Source organism: Pandoraea norimbergensis (genome assembly GCF_001465545.3).
GTDB classification, from domain to species: domain Bacteria; phylum Pseudomonadota; class Gammaproteobacteria; order Burkholderiales; family Burkholderiaceae; genus Pandoraea; species Pandoraea norimbergensis.
In genome coordinates, this window is sequence record NZ_CP013480.3 from 3,035,068 (window position 1) to 3,054,272 (window position 19,205).

General features: G+C 64.0%; 19 protein-coding genes. 9 read left to right on the plus strand and 10 right to left on the minus strand.

Annotated elements, in window-relative coordinates; translation table 11 throughout:
* The first annotated feature begins 9 nt into the window (after nt 1-9).
* A complete protein-coding gene (locus AT302_RS13105; protein ID WP_058378831.1) occupies nt 10-684 on the plus strand; it encodes a heavy metal response regulator transcription factor in 675 nt (224 codons plus the stop codon).
* A gap of 27 nt (nt 685-711) precedes the next feature.
* Complete coding sequence (locus AT302_RS13110; RefSeq protein ID WP_084656214.1) at nt 712-2,217, plus strand: heavy metal sensor histidine kinase; 1,506 nt, start codon at nt 712-714, stop codon at nt 2,215-2,217.
* On the opposite strand, the gene AT302_RS13115 is transcribed toward AT302_RS13110, so the two are convergent.
* Nucleotides 2,179-2,760, minus strand: coding sequence for a hypothetical protein (locus AT302_RS13115; protein WP_058378832.1), 582 nt, complete (start codon nt 2,758-2,760; stop codon nt 2,179-2,181). The two genes, AT302_RS13110 and AT302_RS13115, sit on opposite strands and share 39 nt — an antisense overlap.
* A gap of 103 nt (nt 2,761-2,863) precedes the next feature.
* Entirely contained in the window at nt 2,864-3,481 is a 618-nt protein-coding gene (locus AT302_RS13120; RefSeq protein WP_058378833.1) for a hypothetical protein, read from the minus strand.
* Between the two features lie 592 nt (nt 3,482-4,073).
* Here AT302_RS13120 and AT302_RS13125 point away from each other — a divergent pair.
* The 7 genes from AT302_RS13125 (at nt 4,074) to AT302_RS13150 (ending at nt 10,515) form a co-directional block, all read left to right on the plus strand.
* Nucleotides 4,074-5,003: a DUF2092 domain-containing protein gene (locus AT302_RS13125; protein ID WP_058378834.1), complete on the plus strand. Its 930-nt coding sequence runs from the start codon at nt 4,074-4,076 to the stop codon at nt 5,001-5,003.
* A 626-nt stretch (nt 5,004-5,629) separates the two neighbouring features.
* Entirely contained in the window at nt 5,630-5,815 is a 186-nt protein-coding gene (locus AT302_RS27610; RefSeq protein ID WP_150685537.1) for a hypothetical protein, read from the plus strand.
* Between the two features lie 183 nt (nt 5,816-5,998).
* Nucleotides 5,999-6,406 carry an alternative ribosome rescue aminoacyl-tRNA hydrolase ArfB gene (gene arfB, locus AT302_RS13130; protein ID WP_058378835.1) on the plus strand — a complete coding sequence of 136 codons (408 nt, stop codon included), beginning with the start codon at nt 5,999-6,001 and terminating at the stop codon, nt 6,404-6,406.
* A gap of 134 nt (nt 6,407-6,540) precedes the next feature.
* Entirely contained in the window at nt 6,541-6,873 is a 333-nt protein-coding gene (locus AT302_RS13135) for a helix-turn-helix domain-containing protein (protein WP_058378836.1), read from the plus strand.
* A complete protein-coding gene (locus AT302_RS13140; protein WP_058378837.1) occupies nt 6,870-8,165 on the plus strand; it encodes a type II toxin-antitoxin system HipA family toxin in 1,296 nt (431 codons plus the stop codon). Before AT302_RS13135 ends, AT302_RS13140 begins: the two co-directional genes overlap by 4 nt.
* 115 nt (nt 8,166-8,280) lie before the next feature.
* Nucleotides 8,281-8,928 (plus strand): DUF2239 family protein, encoded by a 648-nt coding sequence (locus AT302_RS13145; RefSeq protein ID WP_084656216.1) that lies wholly within the window; start codon nt 8,281-8,283, stop codon nt 8,926-8,928.
* Nucleotides 8,929-9,072: 144 nt separating this feature from the next.
* Nucleotides 9,073-10,515: an MATE family efflux transporter gene (locus tag AT302_RS13150; RefSeq protein WP_064675080.1), complete on the plus strand. Its 1,443-nt coding sequence runs from the start codon at nt 9,073-9,075 to the stop codon at nt 10,513-10,515.
* On the opposite strand, the gene AT302_RS13155 is transcribed toward AT302_RS13150, so the two are convergent.
* From AT302_RS13155 to AT302_RS13185, 8 genes are all read right to left on the minus strand, one after another.
* Nucleotides 10,413-11,627: an MFS transporter gene (locus AT302_RS13155; RefSeq protein WP_058378838.1), complete on the minus strand. Its 1,215-nt coding sequence runs from the start codon at nt 11,625-11,627 to the stop codon at nt 10,413-10,415. The two genes, AT302_RS13150 and AT302_RS13155, sit on opposite strands and share 103 nt — an antisense overlap.
* Nucleotides 11,628-11,981: 354 nt before the next feature.
* Complete coding sequence (locus AT302_RS27290; protein ID WP_084656217.1) at nt 11,982-12,137, minus strand: DUF3309 family protein; 156 nt, start codon at nt 12,135-12,137, stop codon at nt 11,982-11,984.
* Between the two features lie 288 nt (nt 12,138-12,425).
* Entirely contained in the window at nt 12,426-12,857 is a 432-nt protein-coding gene (locus tag AT302_RS13160; RefSeq protein ID WP_058378839.1) for a PRC-barrel domain-containing protein, read from the minus strand.
* Nucleotides 12,858-12,970: 113 nt separating this feature from the next.
* Nucleotides 12,971-13,333 (minus strand): BON domain-containing protein, encoded by a 363-nt coding sequence (locus AT302_RS13165; RefSeq protein WP_058378840.1) that lies wholly within the window; start codon nt 13,331-13,333, stop codon nt 12,971-12,973.
* Between the two features lie 155 nt (nt 13,334-13,488).
* The gene (locus AT302_RS13170) at nt 13,489-13,983 is read right to left on the minus strand and encodes a BON domain-containing protein (protein WP_058378841.1); all 495 of its coding nucleotides are present in this window, start codon (nt 13,981-13,983) and stop codon (nt 13,489-13,491) included.
* A gap of 290 nt (nt 13,984-14,273) precedes the next feature.
* The gene (locus AT302_RS13175; RefSeq protein ID WP_058378842.1) at nt 14,274-15,800 is read right to left on the minus strand and encodes a GGDEF domain-containing protein; all 1,527 of its coding nucleotides are present in this window, start codon (nt 15,798-15,800) and stop codon (nt 14,274-14,276) included.
* A gap of 21 nt (nt 15,801-15,821) precedes the next feature.
* Complete coding sequence (locus AT302_RS13180; RefSeq protein ID WP_084656219.1) at nt 15,822-17,360, minus strand: DUF2252 domain-containing protein; 1,539 nt, start codon at nt 17,358-17,360, stop codon at nt 15,822-15,824.
* Nucleotides 17,350-19,134 carry a mechanosensitive ion channel family protein gene (locus AT302_RS13185; RefSeq protein ID WP_058378843.1) on the minus strand — a complete coding sequence of 595 codons (1,785 nt, stop codon included), beginning with the start codon at nt 19,132-19,134 and terminating at the stop codon, nt 17,350-17,352. Before AT302_RS13185 ends, AT302_RS13180 begins: the two co-directional genes overlap by 11 nt.
* Nucleotides 19,135-19,205 lie beyond the last annotated feature (71 nt).

Below are 19,205 nucleotides of genomic sequence, written 5' to 3' on the forward strand. Positions count from 1 at the left end.
GGTGACGACATGAAAGTACTGATCGTTGAAGACGAACATAAGGTAGTGGACTATCTGCGCTCGGGGCTGACCGAGCAAGGCTGGGTGGTCGACGTCGCGCTCGATGGCGAAGAAGGCACCCATCTCGCGCTGGAGTTCGACTACGACGTGATCGTGCTCGATGTCATGCTCCCCAAGCGCGACGGCTTTGCCGTGCTCGGCTCGTTGCGTGAACGCAAGTCGACGCCCGTCATCATGTTGACGGCACGCGATCACGTGAACGACCGCGTGCGCGGCCTGCGCGAAGGGGCCGACGACTACCTGACCAAGCCGTTCTCGTTCATCGAGCTGGTCGAGCGCCTGCATGCACTCGCGCGCCGCACCCGCGTGCAGGAATCGACACTGATTTCGGTCGGCGACCTGTACGTCGACCTGATCGGACGCCGCGCCACGCGCGACGGCCAACGTCTGGATCTCACCGCCAAAGAATTTCAGTTGCTCTCCGTACTCGCCCGTCGTCAGGGCGACATTCTGTCGAAGACGGCCATCACCGAACTGGTCTGGGACGTCAATTTCGACAGCCACACGAACGTGGTGGAGACGGCGATCAAACGCTTGCGCGCCAAGCTGGACGGCCCTTTCCACAACAAGCTGCTGCACACCGTGCGCGGCATGGGTTACGTGCTGGAGGTGCGCGAGGCGTAAGCCGAGCGCACTGCCGCCGCGCTCACCATGGTCAGACACTCGATCTCCCGCCGCCTCGCCGCGATGTTCGCGGTGGTGGCGCTATCGGTGTTCGCGCTGGTGGGTACCGCGCTATATATGATGCTGCGCGTGCAGTTGGAACGGCACCTGCGCGAGTCGCTCGACGATCGCGCGCAGATCGCGCACATCATCGTCTATCACGGCGGGACGCCCGAGAAGTGGCAGATCGTGCGTGAAAAGCTAAGTGACATGACCCCACGCGACGGCACGACGACCTACGCCGTCTCAAGCGACGACCCACGGTTTACCTTCGGCACGCCCGTGGGCGGCATGTTCGTGAAGCGATTGTCCAACGGCTACGTGCGTCTGCGCCCCGACGGCGGTGGCGACGATATGCTGACCACTCGCGAAATCTTGCCGCCGTACGGCTCGCGCCCGGCTGTGACGCTTCAGGTGTCGGCCAGCTATTCGCCCAACGAGCGCACGCTGCGCGCCTTCGGCCTCGGACTCGCGGCGCTGTCGGCGCTCGGCAGTCTGGGCGTGCTGCTGCTCAGCTACTCGGTCACGCGGCTCGGGCTTTCGCCGCTGACCCGCCTCACCCGCGAAGCCTCGCAAATCAGTCCGGACAACCGCTCCCAGCGACTGGATACCCGTTCGCTACCGGTCGAACTCGACGATCTCGCACACTCGTTCAACGGTGCCCTCGCCCGGCTTGACGGCGCGTACGAGCGGCTGGAATCGTTCAACGCCGACGTCGCGCACGAGTTGCGCACACCGGTGACCATCCTGATCGGGCAGACCGAGGTGGCGCTCACGCGCGACCGGCCGGTCGAAGACCTGCGCGCCCTGCTGCAATCGAATCTCGAAGAGCTGGGCCGCATGCGCACGATCATCAACGACATGCTGTTCCTCTCACGGGCTGATCAGGGCGAGCGCGCAACCGGCCTGACGGGCCTGTCGATTGCGAGCGAAGCCGCACACACGTTGGAGTTTCTGGAAATTCCGCTTGAAGAGGCGCAAGTGGCGGCACGGCTGCATGGCAGCGCCTTCGCTCATGTGAACAAGGCCCTCGTCGGGCGCGCCGTCGCGAATCTGGTGATGAACGCCATTGAGCATTGCGCGCCGGGCGCCACCATCGACGTACGGATATCGCAACCGGCCAAGTCGGCACACGACGCCGATCAGGTGCGCATTGAAGTCGCCAATCCGGGCGCGCCGATTCCGCCCGACGTGCTGCGGCATTTGTTCGATCGTTTCTACCGCGCCGAGCCGTCGCGCACCAACAGCCGTGAGAATCACGGGCTGGGGCTGGCCATCGTCAAGGCCATTGCCGAAATGCACGGCGGCACCGTGTGGGCGCACAGCGCGGGCGGCCTCAATACGTTTGGCTTCTCGGTATCGAAAGGGCCGGCAGCGCTTGCCGACCCGATGGGGACAGGCCCAATGGGACAACCGGGCCCGGCAGGTCCGGCAGGTCCGGCAGTCGCCAGTTCGTCAGAGGCCTTGCCGACCGTGGTTGCCCGCTCGCGATAACCCTTGCGGCGCAAAGCCGGTCAACGTTTCTCCCAGCGCCTCGCGCGCATAGGCGGCTGCGACAGTCATCTGTGCGAGCCGCGCCCGCAACTCCAGATTCTCCCGCTCCAGATGTTGTACGCGCCGCATGGCATCGGCCACGTCGGCACTCGCATGCCCGTGGGAGAGTTGTCCTTCAGGCAGGGCATCGAGCAATGTCATGGCCCTCGCCAGGTTTTGCTCAAGCTGCTGCGCCCAGACCGCGTGGGCATTGACGGGCAACGATGCCGATGTCGGCACCGCCGGCATTTCGTAGGCGGCACGCGCACGCACAATGGCCTTTTGCACGGTACCGGCACTGGGTCGTCGTGCCACGCCCGCCAATCCCATCAACTTCAGATACGTCTGCGCACCGTAAATGCGATGCGCGGCAGACCAGGCGTCGTGCAGGAAAGCGTCGAGAAAGGCGGGATTGTTATGGGGGTTAGCCGTGTCCGCGTCGCGGGCGGCGGCGAGCAATGCGGCGTATGTCGCATCGTCGAATTTAAGAGCGGACCGTGCCATGGCGACCTCCGGTCGTGGGCGCTTGCCGTTTGGGGGGATCGGGCGCCGGTCGTGGTGTCACCGGCGCCCAATGGTCAAACCGACGAATAGTCCGCCGCGTGCATTACGGCTTGGGAGCCGGGGGCGGCGGCGGCGGTGTCCACTTGCGCTTGGCATCCGGGTCTTGCGTCACCGCCACAGCAATCGCTTCGGTGTAATCCACGTTGACGGAATCGCCCACCTTCACGCCATTGAGCAGCGAGGGGTCCTGCACGGCGATATCGACGGTGCGCTTCGGACCGCGCAGCGTAATGACGTTGGCCGTGCGGTCGATCTTCTGCACGGTCGCCACGACCTTGATGTTGCGCGCCGCATCGGCGGCCGGACGATTGCCCGGCGTGGCACGGTTCGCTTCTTCAGTGACGACGCTGCTGCGAATGCCGCCGCCCGGTGCCACCGAGATGGCAATCGCCCGCTCATACGCCACCACCACCTTGTCGCCCTTGCGCATCTGCTCGAAGTTTCTCACTTCGGGTCCGACCACGAAGGTCACCGGCTTGCCGTGATCGTCGGCGACCTGAATGGTGCGGTTCTTGGCGTCGACACCCAGCAGCGTCGTACGGAACTCGACGACGCCGCCACGCACGATCGGTGCGGGCGGGGGGGCGGCCTGCGTTTGTGCATAGGCGGCCTGCCCCAGCGACAACAGACCGGCCAGAATCATCGCTTGCGTGAGCTTCATGGTGTGTCCTTTTTGTTATCACCGAATGAGAATCCGTCATTCGAATTCGGCAAATAGTTAATTATCCGAAACAAATTTCCAGTGACCGGTGACATGCACCAATTACCGAATGTTTCCCGGCGATAGTAACAAAATAATTCATTTCGGCAAGATAATTTTGTTTTGCATACCAAATACCGTTAGCCGTCGAATAATTAAAATTACCCACCCCCAGCCTCGCCAAGCCCACAGGCCTTTAGGCGTGGAATCACCCTTGAATTTCATTGATGAAAATCAATAACCCATTCATGCATGGACGATAAGTACATACCTATTTCCAATCAAAGCAGAAACAACTTGTTACAAAGTCATTCATTGAAGTTACGTAATTCTTAATCCGTTCGGATGATGCATTTCGTCTTGACAGTTTGCAATCCGAATCACTAATCTTGTTCCTACCCGACCCGATGGTCACACGGCCCCGTCGGTTTATTTGTGCGGGTCAACGATTGGTGACCCGCCCTGCCTCCCTTGCGCCGATATGCGGCGCCCCAGCACGTTGTTGTCGTCCCGTTCACACCCGCCCTTTGAATGAGGTCACACAGTGCCATCCATGTCTTCCCGACGAACGCGTCCCCATCGCCCCAATCACCCTGATCGCAGGCTGACGCGTACGCTGATTCGTCCACTGATTCGTCCCCTGATTCGTCCGCTGATTCGCACGCTCGCATTCGGTGCAGCCGCCGCCATTGCGCTGGCGTCGTACTCGGCGTCGGCACAGGCCCCCGCATCGGACAGCACGCTCCCGGTGCAGGGCATGCCGGAGAAGCAGCAAGGTGCGGTCGACGCGCTGACGAAAATGAGTCGTTATCTGAGAACCTTGCAGCGCTTTCACGTGGCGGCAGATTCGGTCACCGACGCCGTATTGAGCACCGGGCAGAACGTGGGCTTTCTGCATCACACCGACATGTCGGTGCAGCGCCCCGACAAGGTCCGCGCAGTGGTCACCGGCCAAGCGCGCAATCGCGGCATTGTCTATAACGGCAAAACGTTCACGCTCTACGACGAGTCACAGGGCAAGCGCTTCTACAGCCGGGTCGACGCGCCGCCGACCATCGATGCGCTGGCGCGGGATATCGATCAGAAGTACGGCATCGGACTCCCGCTGGCGGATCTGTTTTATTGGGGCATGGACCCCGACGATGCCACCCAATTGCGCTCGGCGCTCTTCATCGGACTCGATCGCGTGAATGGTGAATGGTGCAATCACTACGCGTATCAGCAACCCGATGTCGATTGGGAATTGTGGATTCGGGCAGGTTCGCGGCCCCTGCCTTGCCGGTTCGTCATTACCGATACGTCGCAACCGTCGCGGCCGCAGCATGCCGTGAATTACCGCTGGAACGTCAATCCGGCGTTCGCGGCGGGAACGTTCACCTATCAGGTACCCGCCGGGGCGCAGCGTATCGAGATGCGTCCGCCCGGGCCCCTGCAAGACGGTCCGGGAGGACTGACTGGCCAACCGCAGGGAGGTCGGCAATGACCCGGATGACTTCCTTGCCCACAAGTACGCCGTCGCCGGCGATCCACCACAAGCCCGGCAGCAGCCCCGCGATGCGAGTGATCTGCCTGACGGTCGCGGCCACCTTCGCCGTCGTCTCGACTAACAGTTTCGGATTCGGATTCCGTGGCGGCGCACGGACCAGCCTGCATGGCGGTGGTGGCGGTTTCCACGGCGGCGGCATGGCACACGGTGCCGGGCCGAATGCCGGTGCTGCTGGCGCTGGTGGCATGCAACGTGGCGGCGCATCAGGTGGCAACACCCCCATGCACGCCAACGCGGGCGAGCCTTCCGGTGGACCGCCCCATGGCGGCGGCCAGCCGCCCGGACCGGCCCCTGGTCCGAACCCATCGCCGCAGCCGGGGCCCGGGCCACATCCCGCACCTCCCGGCCCGGGGCCGGGCCCCCATCCACCGGGCCCAGGTCCCGGCCCCGGACCGGGGCCCGGACCTGAACCGCATCCGCCACCACCGCCTCCCGGTCCCGGACCGGGCCCCGGTCCGCATCCCCCGCCGCCTCCGCCGGGGCCCGGACCCGGGCCGGGGCCGCATCCGCCGCCACCACCGCCTCCGCCCCCACCGTATTGGGGAGGCGGCTGGTACGATCCGGTGGCTGCGGCGGTCACGATCGGCGTGTCGGCGGCGATCATCGGCTCGACCGTGGCCAGCTTGCCCCCAAGCTGCGTAAGTACTGTGGTGGGCACTGTGGCGTATCAGCATTGCGGCTCCACTTGGTATCAGCCCGTGTACTCGGGCACAGTCGTCCAGTTCGTGGTGGTGTCGCCGCCACGTTGATCACATCGGCACGCATCGTGCCCGCGTCCATGCCGACGATCTCGCGTCTCGCGATGCGACGTCGTCGGCATGCGCTTATTGATCCCTTATTGATCCCTTATTGATCGCGGCCCGATCACGGGCTTTGCCGTTTATGTGCCCGCCCGCTTGTGAGCCGCATGGCCGGGACGTTATGCTTGCCCCATGAACCGTCGCATTCTCATCGCCCCCGAAGACGTCGAACTCACTGCCATGCGCGCCCAAGGCGCTGGCGGGCAGAACGTCAACAAAGTCTCAAGTGCCATCCATCTCCGCTTCGACGTCATGCGCTCGTCGCTCCCCGATGACGTCAAAGCTCGCCTGCTTTCCCGTCTCGATCAACGCATCACCCAAGATGGCGTCATCGTGCTCAAAGCACAGCAGCACCGCTCTCAGGAACTCAATCGCGCCGATGCACTGGCACGCTTGCAGGCACTGGTCGATGCCGCCGCCATTCCGCCGCGTCGCCGCATTCCCACGCGTCCAACGCTCGGCAGTCAGATGCGGCGCCGGGATGCCAAGCAAGTGCGTTCGCGGGTCAAAGCGACGCGGGGCAAATTCCACGACGAATGAGACGCTTCAATTGCCCAAAAAAGATAACGTTTATTATCTTTTTAATTAATAAGATACTTTTCATTATCTTTTCCAGCGAAACTGCGTGCGTGATGCTAAGATAAAGCATCATTTCTTTGAAAAAGCACATCAAGATGAGCTTTCTCGACACGTTGATCGCTGCACGCAAAGAGGCGGGACTCACGCAATCCGATCTTGGAGAACGCGCCGGCCTGTCGCGCATGACCGTCCAGAAGGCCGAGTCAGGGGCGCTGGACCCACGGATGTCGACGGTGCTGGAGATGGCGCGTGCGCTGGATCTCGAACCGATGCTCGTCCCGGCGAGCCTGCGTCAGGAAGTCGAAGCGTTTCTGCGCTCAGGTGGCAAGTATCTGGGCCAGCCCAGCGGTGTATCCGCCCCGCCATCCATCGTTGAAACGCTGGCCTCGACCGGCACGACACCGCGTCCCACGCCCTCCCGCTCATGAACATCAAGTACCTGCGCGCCTATCTGCATATGCCCGACGGAAGCCGTCGCCCCGTCGGCTATCTGTCGCAATACGGTGACATTCTGCGCATGTCGTTCGACGAGGATTACATCGCCGACGCGCGCCGCCCTACGCTCTCGCTCGCCTATCGCGGCGCCAGCGAAAACGCCACCCGCGACATTCTCAAGTCCCCGCAAGACGCCCGGCTGGTGCGCACGGACGGCCGTTGGCCTGTGTATTTCGAGAATCTGCTGCCCGAAGGCCACAATCGCGAGCGCCTTGCCGCCGAACGGCGTTGCAGCCCCGATGATGAATTCGAGCTGCTCGCCGCGGCGGGCCACGACCTGATGGGTGCGCTCGAAGTCGAACCCGTGCCGCCGCGCGAAGGCGTGCCCGACGTCGTGCATCGCTGGCACACGGCACTCGGGCTCGAAATGATCGAACCCGGTTTTGTCGACACGCCGGTGGAAGACGCCGCGTCACTGCCCGGCGTCGTCACCAAGTTCTCGGCGGTGCGCGATGGCCGCCGCTATGTCGTCAAGCGTCAAGGCCGCGCCGGGTCGGTCATTCTCAAGTTACCCACGACGCGTCACCCCGATCTGGTCGAAAACGAATTCACCGGCTATCGGCTGTGCGAAGCGTTGGGACTCGACTGCGCCAAGGCAGAGATCATCTCGCGCCGCGACGCCGATCTGCCCGAGCAGGTCCCGTTCGAACACATTCTGGCCGTGCCGCGTTTCGACCGGTTACCCGACGGGCGGCGCGTTCATATGGAAGAGTTTGCGCAAGTCCTTCAGTACCCGCCGCGCAGCAAATACGGGCGCGGGCTGGACATCGACTACACGACGATGCTGCGTGTGCTCGACCAACTCTCGGCGCAGCCCGTGCAGGATGTGCGGGAATTCATGCGGCGTCTGATTGCCTTCATCCTGCTGGGCAATACCGATGCGCATCTGAAGAACTGGGCGCTGACCTACCCTGACGCCCACACACCGCAACTTGCACCGGTCTATGACCCGGTATGCGTGGCGGCGTTTTTCCACGACGTGCCCGCGTCGCACTACGGCGTGAATCGCGCTATCGACAAGACACTGCGTGCGTTCGGATGGCCAGCTCTCGAAGCGCTGTTGAAGGGCGCCGGGTTGTTGCGCGTCTCACGGATGATGACGATTGCCCGCGAAACCGTCGCCGAAGCACAGGCCGCATGGCCCAAGCTGCTGGACGACGCCCCTGCCGCCGTGCGCGCCACCGTGCTCGAACGGCTCTCGGGCGGCGTGGCATTGACCGCCTGACACGCGACCGCTTTCCGCCAAGACGACCATTAAAATTATTACCCGGGTAATATTGCAATTCAAATAACACCCGGGTAATATTCGCCGGTACCTGATTCATTACCGGAGATTCGCCGTGTCTGTCACGCCCGCTGCCGTCCCCACCTATACCGTCTTTCGCGGCATGCGCCGCATTGCCATCGGCTCGTTGGCCGACGCCGCTATCGCCTTCCAGCAGGCGTCCCTCATCGACACGCACTTGCCGGTGCTGATCTTCGACGACCTGACCGGCGACACGCGTGATGTCGATGTGCGTGGCACCGCTGCCGACATTCGAGAACGCTATCGTCCCGTGGCGGCGCCTGTCGCTGCGAGTGACGCAATGCTCACGCAACCCATTGCCGACGCCTCCGAAGCCCCCGCCAAAAGCCGGGGCCGTCCGAAGCTCGGCGTCGTCGCGCGCGAAGTCACGCTGCTCCCGCGTCATTGGGACTGGCTGGCGGAGCAGCCCGGTGGTGCGTCCGTCGTCTTGCGCAAGCTGGTCGAAGAAGCCCGCCGCAAGTTCGCCAGTCGTGACCTGACGCGCCGAGCGCAGGAGCGCGCCTATCGCTTCATGTCGACCATGGCGGGCGATCTGCCTGAATTCGAAGAAGCCTCGCGCGCGCTGTTTGCCAACGACTTCGACGCCCTCGGCAAGCGCATCGCCGGCTGGCCGGACGATGTGCGCGAGTATCTGCTGCGCCTGACGTCGACCGACGATCTCGCCGAACGCTTGACCGACTAACCCGTCGGGCGCGCAAGCCGCACAGGCCACTCGCGCGCCCGTCTCCCTTCGCTTTCCCGCTCACCGGTCGGACCGCCGCACCGGAGGGCCCCGCTTTGCCCGAAATTCCCCGGAATTTCCCGGCGAGCTTGCCTTGAGAAAACCATGACAACCGAAATCAAAGCACCACCGCCCCCTTCCCCGGCAGCACCCCGCCCGCTCTGGCGGACGTGGCTTCTCATCGCCGTGCCGATGATGCTGACCAACGCGCTGCAATCGATCGCGGGCACCGTCGACGGCATCTATCTCGGCCACCTGATCGGCACGCAGGCGATTGCCGCAGTGTCGGCGTTCTTCCCGGTGTTCTTCTTTCTGCTCGCCATCGTCATTGGCCTGTCGGCCGGTGCCACCGTGATGATCGGGCAGGCATGGGGGGCACGGGATCTGGCCCGCGTTAGAAACATCGCGGCGACGGCGCTGCTGATGATGCTCGTCGCGGGCGTCGTCACCAGCGTGCTCGGCGGATGGCTCGCCGCGCCGCTCATGCACGCCCTCGGCACGCCACTGGAAGTGATCGACGACGCCACACGTTATGCGCAATGGATGCTCATCGGCATGCCCATCGTGTATCTGCTCTGGCTGACGACGTCGATGAGCCGCGGCACGGGCGACGCGGTCTCGCCGCTCTTCACCCTGCTGATTGCGACCGTGCTGGCGTTGTGCCTCACGCCCGCCTTCATTGATGGATGGGGGCCGCTCCCGAAGCTGGGCGTGGCGAGCGCCGCCGCGTCGACCCTGATCGCGTTTACCGTCGCCCTGCTCTGGATGGCGATGTACTGGCGACGCAAGGCGCACGCCCTCGCACCGGGTGCCGGTCTGTGGCGTAACGTCCAGTTTCGGCCCGACCTTGCCCGGGGCATCCTGCGCATCGGCGTGCCTGCCGCGATGCAGATGCTGACGATGGCTATCGCAGAAATGGCGTTGCTCGGCATGGTGAATCGCCACGGCGCAAACGCTACCGCCGCGTACGGTGCCGTCACGCAAGTGATGAGCTGGCTGCAACTGCCCATCATGACGTTCGGCATCACCGCCTCGATCCTGTGTGCGCATGCCATCGGCGCAGGCCGAGGCGATCGCATCGATGCGATCGTGCGGACGGGTTTCCTGTGCAATCTGGGAATGACGGGCGCGCTGACGGCGCTGGTCTGTCTCGGGGCGCCGCTGATCATGCGCGGTTTTCTGACCGACCCGGAAGTCTTGGTACTCGCGACGCACCTGCTTTACGTCACGGCGTGGAGTGTGCCGGTGATGGGCCTGACAGCGGTCATGACGGGCGCCATGCGCGCTGGCGGCAAGGTGTGGGTGCCGATGGTGCTTGGGATGATCGGGCTGCTCGGCATCGAAGTGCCGGCCGCCCTGATCTTCGAGCGGATGGCCGGACTGACCGGCATCTGGTGGGCGTATCCGCTCGCTTTCGTTGCGATGTTCGTGATGCAGGGGCTGTGTTACCGGGCCTTCCGGCGCGCGTCGTGGCGAGCCCAGAAGAACATCAGCATGCCCGCGCAAGACAACAAGGCGCCGACCCAACCGGTGGAAGTCCAGCCATAACCGGCCGTAATTGCCACGCCGCCGAGCCATGCGCCGGCGGCGTTGGCCATATTGAAGGCGGAATGATTGAGCGCCGCCGCCAGCGTCTGTGCTTCACCGGCCACATCCATCAGCCGGATCTGCAAAGCAGGCCCGATGATGATGATCGTGCCGATGGCGAGCACATTGATACCAGCAAGCCACGGACTGGCGGCGGTAAATGTGAACGCACCAAGCAGCAGCGCCGACCAGATCAACGTGCCGCCGATGGCACGCATCAGCGAGGTGGCCCCGACAAGCCGCGGCCCGATGATCGTGCCGCCGACCATACCGACACCGAACAACGCGAGATAGAACGGCACCCACGCTTCGGGCACGCCCGCCACTTGCATGAGCGTCGGTTTGATGTAGCTGAACACGGCAAACATGCCGCCAAAACCAATCGCCCCGATGCCCAGTGTGAGCCAGACCTGCGAGCTGCGCAGCGCCGCCAGTTCACGCAACGGGCTGGCGCCATGCGGCGCCGGCACATTCGGCACCCAGCGCCAAACCAGTACCGCCGTGAGCGTACCGATGGCACCCACGAGGACGAAGGCCGCACGCCAGCCCAGCCATTGGCCGAGCCCAGCGGCGAGTGGCACACCGAACAGTGTCGCCAGTGTCAGACCGAGCATGACCTGACCGACGGCATGCACCCGCCGGTGCGGCGGCACGAGGGATGCACCGACCAGCGCCGCCACACCGAAATAGGTGCCGTGCGGCAGACCGCTCAGAAAGCGCAGACCGATGAGCGAGAGATAGCCCGGGGCGAGCGCACTGGCAAAATTGCCGATCGCAAACATCGCCATCAGCGCGATCAGGAAGAGGCGCCGGGGCAAACGCACGCCGAGCACGGCAAGCAACGGTGCGCCGATCACCACGCCCAGCGCGTAAGTGCTGATGGCATGACCGGCTTGCGGAATCGTGATGTTCAGACCACGGGCGACATCGGGCAGCAGGCCCATGATGACAAACTCGCCCGTCCCGATCGCGAACCCGCCCATCGCAAGTGCGACGAACGAGAGCCAGACGGGAATGGACGACGGGGGCAGCGCTTCGGCTGCATCGACGGGAAGGACTTGGGGGGAACTCATAGGGTGCGATTTTACGGCAATCCGCATCATCTTGCCGGACGTGCGCTGCAATGCAGCAACCCCGAAACTTCATGAATCCGGGCAACGGCAGGCTTACCGCCGCGATTTGCCTTGCAACGCAAAATGACGCCACGACCACCACGACGGTGACACGCCAACCCGCGCACGCAACTTCAACGCCCCAAAAAAAGACCGGCCTCTAGGGCCGGAAAAGTGCGATTGCTCATCGGCTGCGGGGGCCGGACCAATCGCATTGGGGGGCGGTATTCGACCTGTACGCGCCCCATCACGCGAGCCCATGCATTGGCGGGCTTACGCGACAGGGTTCGGTCGATCCGTCAGACGGGCTGGCCGTCAGATGTGTCCCATCAGGACGAGTATCAGCACGATGAGAACGATGAGACCGATACCGCCGGACGGGTAGTACCCCCATCCACGGCTATGCGGCCAGGCCGGCACCGCACCGATCAACATCAGAATCAGAACAATCAACAAGATGGTGCCAAGCATGACTTTTCTCCCTTGCCGGTCTGGCGTTGGTCGACGAAGCCCCCTTCACTGATGCTGGCGACGTATTTGCCGGGCGGCCGCAGCGGCGGCTCTTCCACAGGCGGATCAAGCGGTCGGTCAGGCGGGGGCATCGGCGTCGGCTCGTCCTTGTCCGGAGGAGACTGCGGCGGCGGTGTCCCGGGCGGTTTGCGCGGATCAAAAGGTTCGGGCAAATGCGCGTACAGACGAGGGGCCTGCGTCAGCCGGCGTGTTGTGGATGTGCGCGGCATGAGCAAGTGACCTCCGGGCTCAATGCCAGTAAGGGTCGACGGTGTAATACGTGTGGACCTGTTCGGCCCAATGCAGATCGCCCATGGTCGGCCAGTGGTCCTTGTCGAATCCGGGGGCCTTCTTGAGCACTTCCTTATCGACGTTGAGGATGAAACGCTTGTTTTCCACGTCGAGTTGCAGGGCATGCCACGGAATGGCGAACAGCTTGTCGCCCATGCCGAGGAAGCCGCCGAACGACAACACGGCGTAAGCCACGGTGCCGCGCTGCACGTCGAGCATGATGTGCTTGACCTTGCCGAGGCTATCGCCTGCGGGGTTCACGACGTCTTCCGCGTCGAGTGTGTCGGCGGCCATCACCGACGGGCCCGGACCATCGGGCAGTTGGGTCGTCGAGCCTACGATGCGCGCGCCTGAATGGGGCGCAGGGCCCCGGCCGGTTTGCATAGTCATGATGTATCTCCTTGTCTTCCTGTGGGTTCGCAACGGGCCGGAGGGCCGCGTTGCGAAACGTCTGTCACGGATGTCACGGATTTACTGCGAATTGACTGCGGGGGAATGGCGGGTTACTGCGCCATCACCTTGATGTCGTCCTTCACGTCCACCACGCCATCGACACCCTTGACGGTATCCACGACGAGCGTCTTCTGGGCCGATTGCGGCACCGACCCCGTGAGGTGAACCACACCGTGACGGGTGGTCACGTGCACCTTCGTCGAAGGCACGTCCTTCTTGGCGAGCAACTCGGCCTTGACCTTGGCGGTCAGCGCCGAGTCATCGATCTTGCGGCCCGTGTCGCTCATGGCACCGCTGGCGCTGGCATTGTCGGCAATCTTGATGATCCCGCCTTGATCCAGCGCGTGTGCTGCGATACCGGTGGTGGCAAGTGCGCCCGCAATGATGAGCTTGAACAGATTGGCTTGTTTCATTTGTTGACCTCCCAAAAGAGTCTCTTGTGATTCCCCTCGCCCGGGGGACATGCCTTGGTGTTGCTTAAGTGTTGCTTAAGTGCTGCTTCAGACCTGACGCACCGCCGCGTGCATTGAGCGCGACGCTACGTCTGGAATTCGTTGATCTATCGATCTCAAATCTTGTGGCCTTCCTGACTTTCGCCCGGACGGCTCATCGTCTTGCCGCGCCGCTCATGCAACCGGTTGTCGACACCGGTCACGCCCGCCACCTTCGCGACGACAGTCTGGGCGACGTGCTGCATCCAGCGCTCGGGCACGTAGCCCGTGAGGATCACCAACCCCGAGGTCACGGTCACATCGGCGTTCGTCACGTCGAGATCCCGCGCTTCGGTCAGCGCCCGGCGCACCGCATCACGCAACGCCGTGTCGTCCGTCGACGGGCCTCGCGAGCGGGCATGTACTGTGCGACCCGCCGTCTCTTGCGGCTCGCCCGGCACGTTGTGCACACCCGCTCGCGGATGGGTGTCCGCGTCTTTGCGCGGCTCGTTTCCACCCCGGCTGCCCCGGCTCCCTGATGCCTGATCGGCGTCGCCTGCTGTCTTTTCCGTCGCCACGATGGATAACTCCTTGAACGGCTGCCCGGCGACGGCTTTGGACTTGGCTTTCACCGCTGTCTGCTGTTGCGTCTGTCACCGGACTTGTTGAAACCGATTGTAGATAGCCGGTTTCGCCGGACGAATCGGCGGAGTCTGAAAGACGTGTAGGCGAATGCTGGCAAAGCGGGACGCGGCGGGCGAATGCAGCCAGAATCGACAAAAAAGACGTGCAAATTCAGCAGGTTAAAAAACCAACTGAAAGTGACATGAGATGAAGAAAATTCTGAAGAAAATCGAGAGATCGCTGCCCGGCATCGGAGAATTCCTACGAAACCGGGCAAACCACGGGGCGATGTGACGGGCTATTCGTCAGTCGGCGCGAGCGTGACGCGGTTGCGTCCGCTGGATTTGGCCTGATAGAGGGCGTCGTCGGCGGCCTTCACCAGTGCGTCGACCATCTCGCGTCCGCGCGGGCGGCGCGAGGCCACACCGACGCTGACACTCACACGGCCAAGATCACTGGCGGCATGTTCGAGATTGAGTTGCTCCACCCGCAGACGAATCGACTCCGCCACGCGCTGTGCGCCAGCTTCGTCCGTATCGGGCATCACGGCAATGAACTCCTCGCCGCCATATCGCCCCGCACTGTCCGACGGCCGTTGCAGCGCCGCCCCGATGGCCCCCGCCACGGCTGCCAGCGCCGCATCGCCGGCCTGATGGCCGTGCGTATCGTTGTAACGCTTGAACCAGTCGATATCGACAAACGCCACGGACATCGGCCGCCCGATGCGCCGCATGCGTCGCCACTCGCTGGCGAGTGTCTTGTCGAGAGACCGCCGGTTCGATAGCCCTGTCAACCCATCGGTACGCGCCAACAACCGCAGCTCGCGCTCGGCCCGCAGGCGACGCCGTAACTGGGCCGCCAGCAGAAACGACGTGCCGACAAACCCCGTAATCAGCACACCGAACAGGCCGCCGAACGCATAGACACGCTTGCGCCACGGGGCCAGCGCATCGTCGCTCGACGTCACGACAATCAAGGTGATCGGGGCATTGTCCAGAAACTGCTGCGTCATCAGACTCGGCCGCCCTTCGAAGCGGATCGAATAGATCTTTCGCTCGTCATGCTCCGGCGGCGGCATCGCTTCATAGCGCCCGGTCTGTGCCATGGTCTTGCCGATGACCGACGCGTCGTAAGGCTTGCGCATCAGGATGGCGCCGTCCTTGCCCAGCAACAGAATCACGCCCTGCCGCCCCACTTCGATGTGTTCGAACAACTGGCGGAAGTATTCGGTGTCGACCGCGAGCGACACAATGCCGCCAAACGAACCATCCGGCAGGGAGATGCGGCGGCTCAGCACCATCGTCGGTACGTTGTTGCGCAAGCGCGAGTGCATGAAGCCGCTCACATAAAGCCCGGCATCGGGATGATCGCGATGCACGGTGAAGTAGTCCCGGTCGCCGAGATTCGTCGCACGCGGGATTTCACTGGCGGCATCGATCACCACGTCCCCATGCGTATCGAGCACCACCAGCGAACCGATATGCCGAGACGCCCCCGCCCGCTCGAAAATCAGTTCCCGGCGTAGCGCAGGCGACAACGCGTCAATATCGGGGCGTGCCAACACCTGCACGACGGCGTCGAGCGAGGCTTCATAAAGCTGGAAGTTGAGCTCAAGATCACGCTCGAGCACCAGCGCGATGTTGCGCTGGTTGTCGGCCGCACGGGCGAGCACCAGCAGGCGCCCCTCGTAAAGCAAGGCCGCCGCCACCGCAGTCAGCAGCACGGAGATGGCGACCCCGCTCCAGACAATCAACGTCGGTGTGCGCGACACCCATCGCGCCAACTTGCGAACCGCGAGCACGGTGCGTGCCCATAAACGTTGCATCGGCATGCTCAAACAGCGTCCTCAAGCGGCAAAATCGGCAGCCATATCGGCGTCGGTTCGTGCTTCGAGCCGCCCGTCGCGGCAAGCCTTACGGAACACCTCGTAATCGCGCTCGACCTGATCGGCGTAGTCGGTGGCGTAATGGATCAACGCTTCGCCCAAGCGAATCCCCTTGCCCACGTAACCCAGTTGCTCTGCCGCACAGCCCCCGGCCTTCGCATGCGCACGGGCGAGCACCCAGCCGCACAGGCCCGCGTATTCACGGAAGCCTTCGGCGCGGAACAATTCGAACTGCGCGGAAATCTTCATATCCCGCAACTGCCGGCCGTAGATACACCGCCCGAACGGCCCGCTGCCCCAGCCGAGAAAGGCGTCCGAGGCCGCCTGCATCAGGCGCTGGCCCTCGACCACACGGCGGCCGTCGTGCTTGGGTGTCACGTTCTTGAAGAACCGTGACACCACCGACTTCGAGGCTTCCTTGAACTGGAGGAATAGCGGCTGCTCGTGCGCGTCCATCATCAGCAGCACCAGACAGCGCGTGCCGACACTGCCCACGCCCACCACCTTGAACGCCAGATCCTGCTGCGTGTAGTTGGCGAGCATGCGCGCGCGGTCGGGCGGAAGCGAACTCACGTAACTCTTATAGACGGGGTCGAACAGCGTGCGCCAGTCGCCCGTGCCGAGCCAGTCGTCTTCTGGGCCGAACAACGTGGTCGCGCCGTGCACGTGGAAGACCGTCGGCGGCGTGTCGCGAATCTGCCAGTGGTCGCCGACCTGCTGGGCAAACTTGGGCAGCACGTTCTCGTGGGTGCGTCCGGTCGCACGGGCAATGCCCCGTTTGACGCCTTCGCGCACCCGGTCGGTCTCGGCCAGACTCAACATGCGCTCGAACGTGATCTGTTCGTGCCAGAGCGCGATGGTCGACATCCGCGCGTATTCGTCCAGACGACGGGCATAGCTATCGACGGCGGTACGCACCATCTCGACGCCCAGCGTGTCCCCAAACCCGAATTGCCGTGCGGCCAGCACCAGACTGACCACGAGTCGCTTGAGATCCCACTCCCACGGGCCCGGTGCCGTTTCGTCAAAATCGTTCAGGTCGAAGATCAACGCGCGCTCCGGCGTGGCAAACCCACCGAAGTTGGCCAGATGGCAGTCGCCGCAGATCTGCATCGTGAGCCCCGAGTTCGGGGTACCGGCGAGATCGTGCGCCTGCACGATGGCGCTGCCACGGTAGAACGCGAATGGCGACGCAAGCATGCGGCCATAGCGCAACGGCACCAGCGAGGCCACGCGCCCTTCACTGCTGATGCGCAGCAACTCGACGACATCGCGGTCGGTATTGCCGAGATGCGACTGGCTGCTGCGCGGCGTCTTTTCGCGCAGCTTGCGACCGGCGGCAACACGCGTCTCGAACGGAATCACCGGCGTCACGGGTGTCACGGGCGCGGTCGAGGCCGTCTCGGACGCCGCGGCCGCAGGGGCATTAGCGCTGACAGACGCTGCCGGGCGGGCTGCCGACGAAGTTGAGGAAGACGAGGGGCTGGATTTAGCGGCCATGAGCTTCTCCTTGTTCTTGTGGTGCGGGCGGTGCCGCGCGCGCTGGTGCGGCGCTCGGGGCCGGCGCCGGCGCGGGGTGCCAATGTTCCGGGCGAATGACGAGCGGCGACTCGGGCTGCTCTTCGAAGTGCGGCGACATGATCTGCACGCCGTACCGATTGAATACGTCCTGAATGTTCTCGTGCAACGCAGAAACGGCGGCGAAACGTGTCGACGGGTCACGCAGCGTCGCAAAGACCTCGTACTCGGCGTAGAAGTCGGAGAGCGCGCGCTGCAACACATACGGCTCGGGATGCGCAGCGACTTGCGGCGTCTCGCGGGCGGCCTCTAGCAACATGGCGTGAACTTGCCGCCACGGCGCGTCGTAGCCGATGGTGAGTGTGGTGCTGATGGCCACGCCCTGCTGGCGCCCTTGTGCGGAGTAGTTGCGCACGGTGGACGCGACGACCACCGCGTTGGGAATGGTCAGCTCTTCGCGCGCCTGATTGAGAATCTTGACGGACAACGCATCCACACCCAGCACGACCCCGGTGGCGTCGCCGATCGACACCAGATCGCCCTTCTTGAGCGCCCGGCTGTAGATCACCACCATGCCGCTCATCAACTGGTTGACGATGCCGCTCGATCCGATCGTGACCATCAGGCCCAGCAACACCGACAGTCCTTTGAACACATCGCTCTGCGCGCCCGGCATGTACGGATAGGCAAACGTGATCGCCAGCACCCACACGCCGACCGAGACCACGCGCCGGGTCGCCCCGGCCGTCTCGGGATGCATGCCGGGAATGGTCAGGCGGCCGGTCTGCACGGCGTCGAAGATGTTGTTGATCAGGCTTTGCAGCGCACGCGTGAGCAGGAAGATCACGATGACGGTCATGACGCCCGGGATCGCGCTGGCCACGCCCAGCCCGAAACGGTCGACGAGCGACCACAAGAAGTCGGACAGCCGGCCGGCCAGCGGCTGACTGGCCGGAAATTGCAGCAGGACGAAGATCAGATAGAGATAGGCAAAGGCGAGCGCCAGACACACGGCGCCGATCTGCACGATCTGGTGCACCAGGTGCACGGCCGAGCCGGTCCAGTCGAAGGTACGGGCGGTGCGCTGCAAGACGCGCTTCTCGAGCATCTCCTGCAACTTCTTCTCCAACCGGGCACGCATGCGCCCGACGCCCAGCACCAGCAGGGCCAGCACGCCGGTCGCCAGCGCGCTGAGCGCCACGCCGCGCAGAATGGTCGGCCAATGGAGTTGCTCACGACGCGCGGCAAAAGCCACTTGCAGCCGGGCGCGCACGTCGGCGGCGGCCGCGTCGAGCGAGCGGGCGTCGCCCGGCGCCAGATCGTCGGGCGTGAGAGCAAAGAGAATGCGGTCCTGCAAGCGGAAGGCAATGCCGGATACGCCGCCGAGCGAGCCGCGCAACAGGTCGACCGGTGCGTCGAATGCGCCGGGCGGCAGGCTTTCCAACACGGCTTGCGCGCGGGCAGCCCGCACGGCAGGCGTCGCCCCGGCCACCGTGCCATGGAAGGTCACGATGGGCCGGTCCATGAAGCGCAGCGCCACGCCGTCCGGCGTGGTGACCGCCGACGTGTCCGGACTGGGCGCCACATCGCCTTGTGTGTCTGTGGCCCCTGCCGCGTCGACCGGCGACGCGCCCGACTGGCTGGCCGCACTGACCGAGGCACCCGCCTCGGGCCCTGCTGCGGCCACCGGCATTGCCGTCGCGACCGTTATTCCACACACCCACAGCACTTGCAACAGCCCCATGCGAATGCGCATATCACGGCTCCGGCGGGCAAGTTGGCCATCAAGATTGAATGCAGTGCGAGGAAATCCCGCGGAAATCAGGC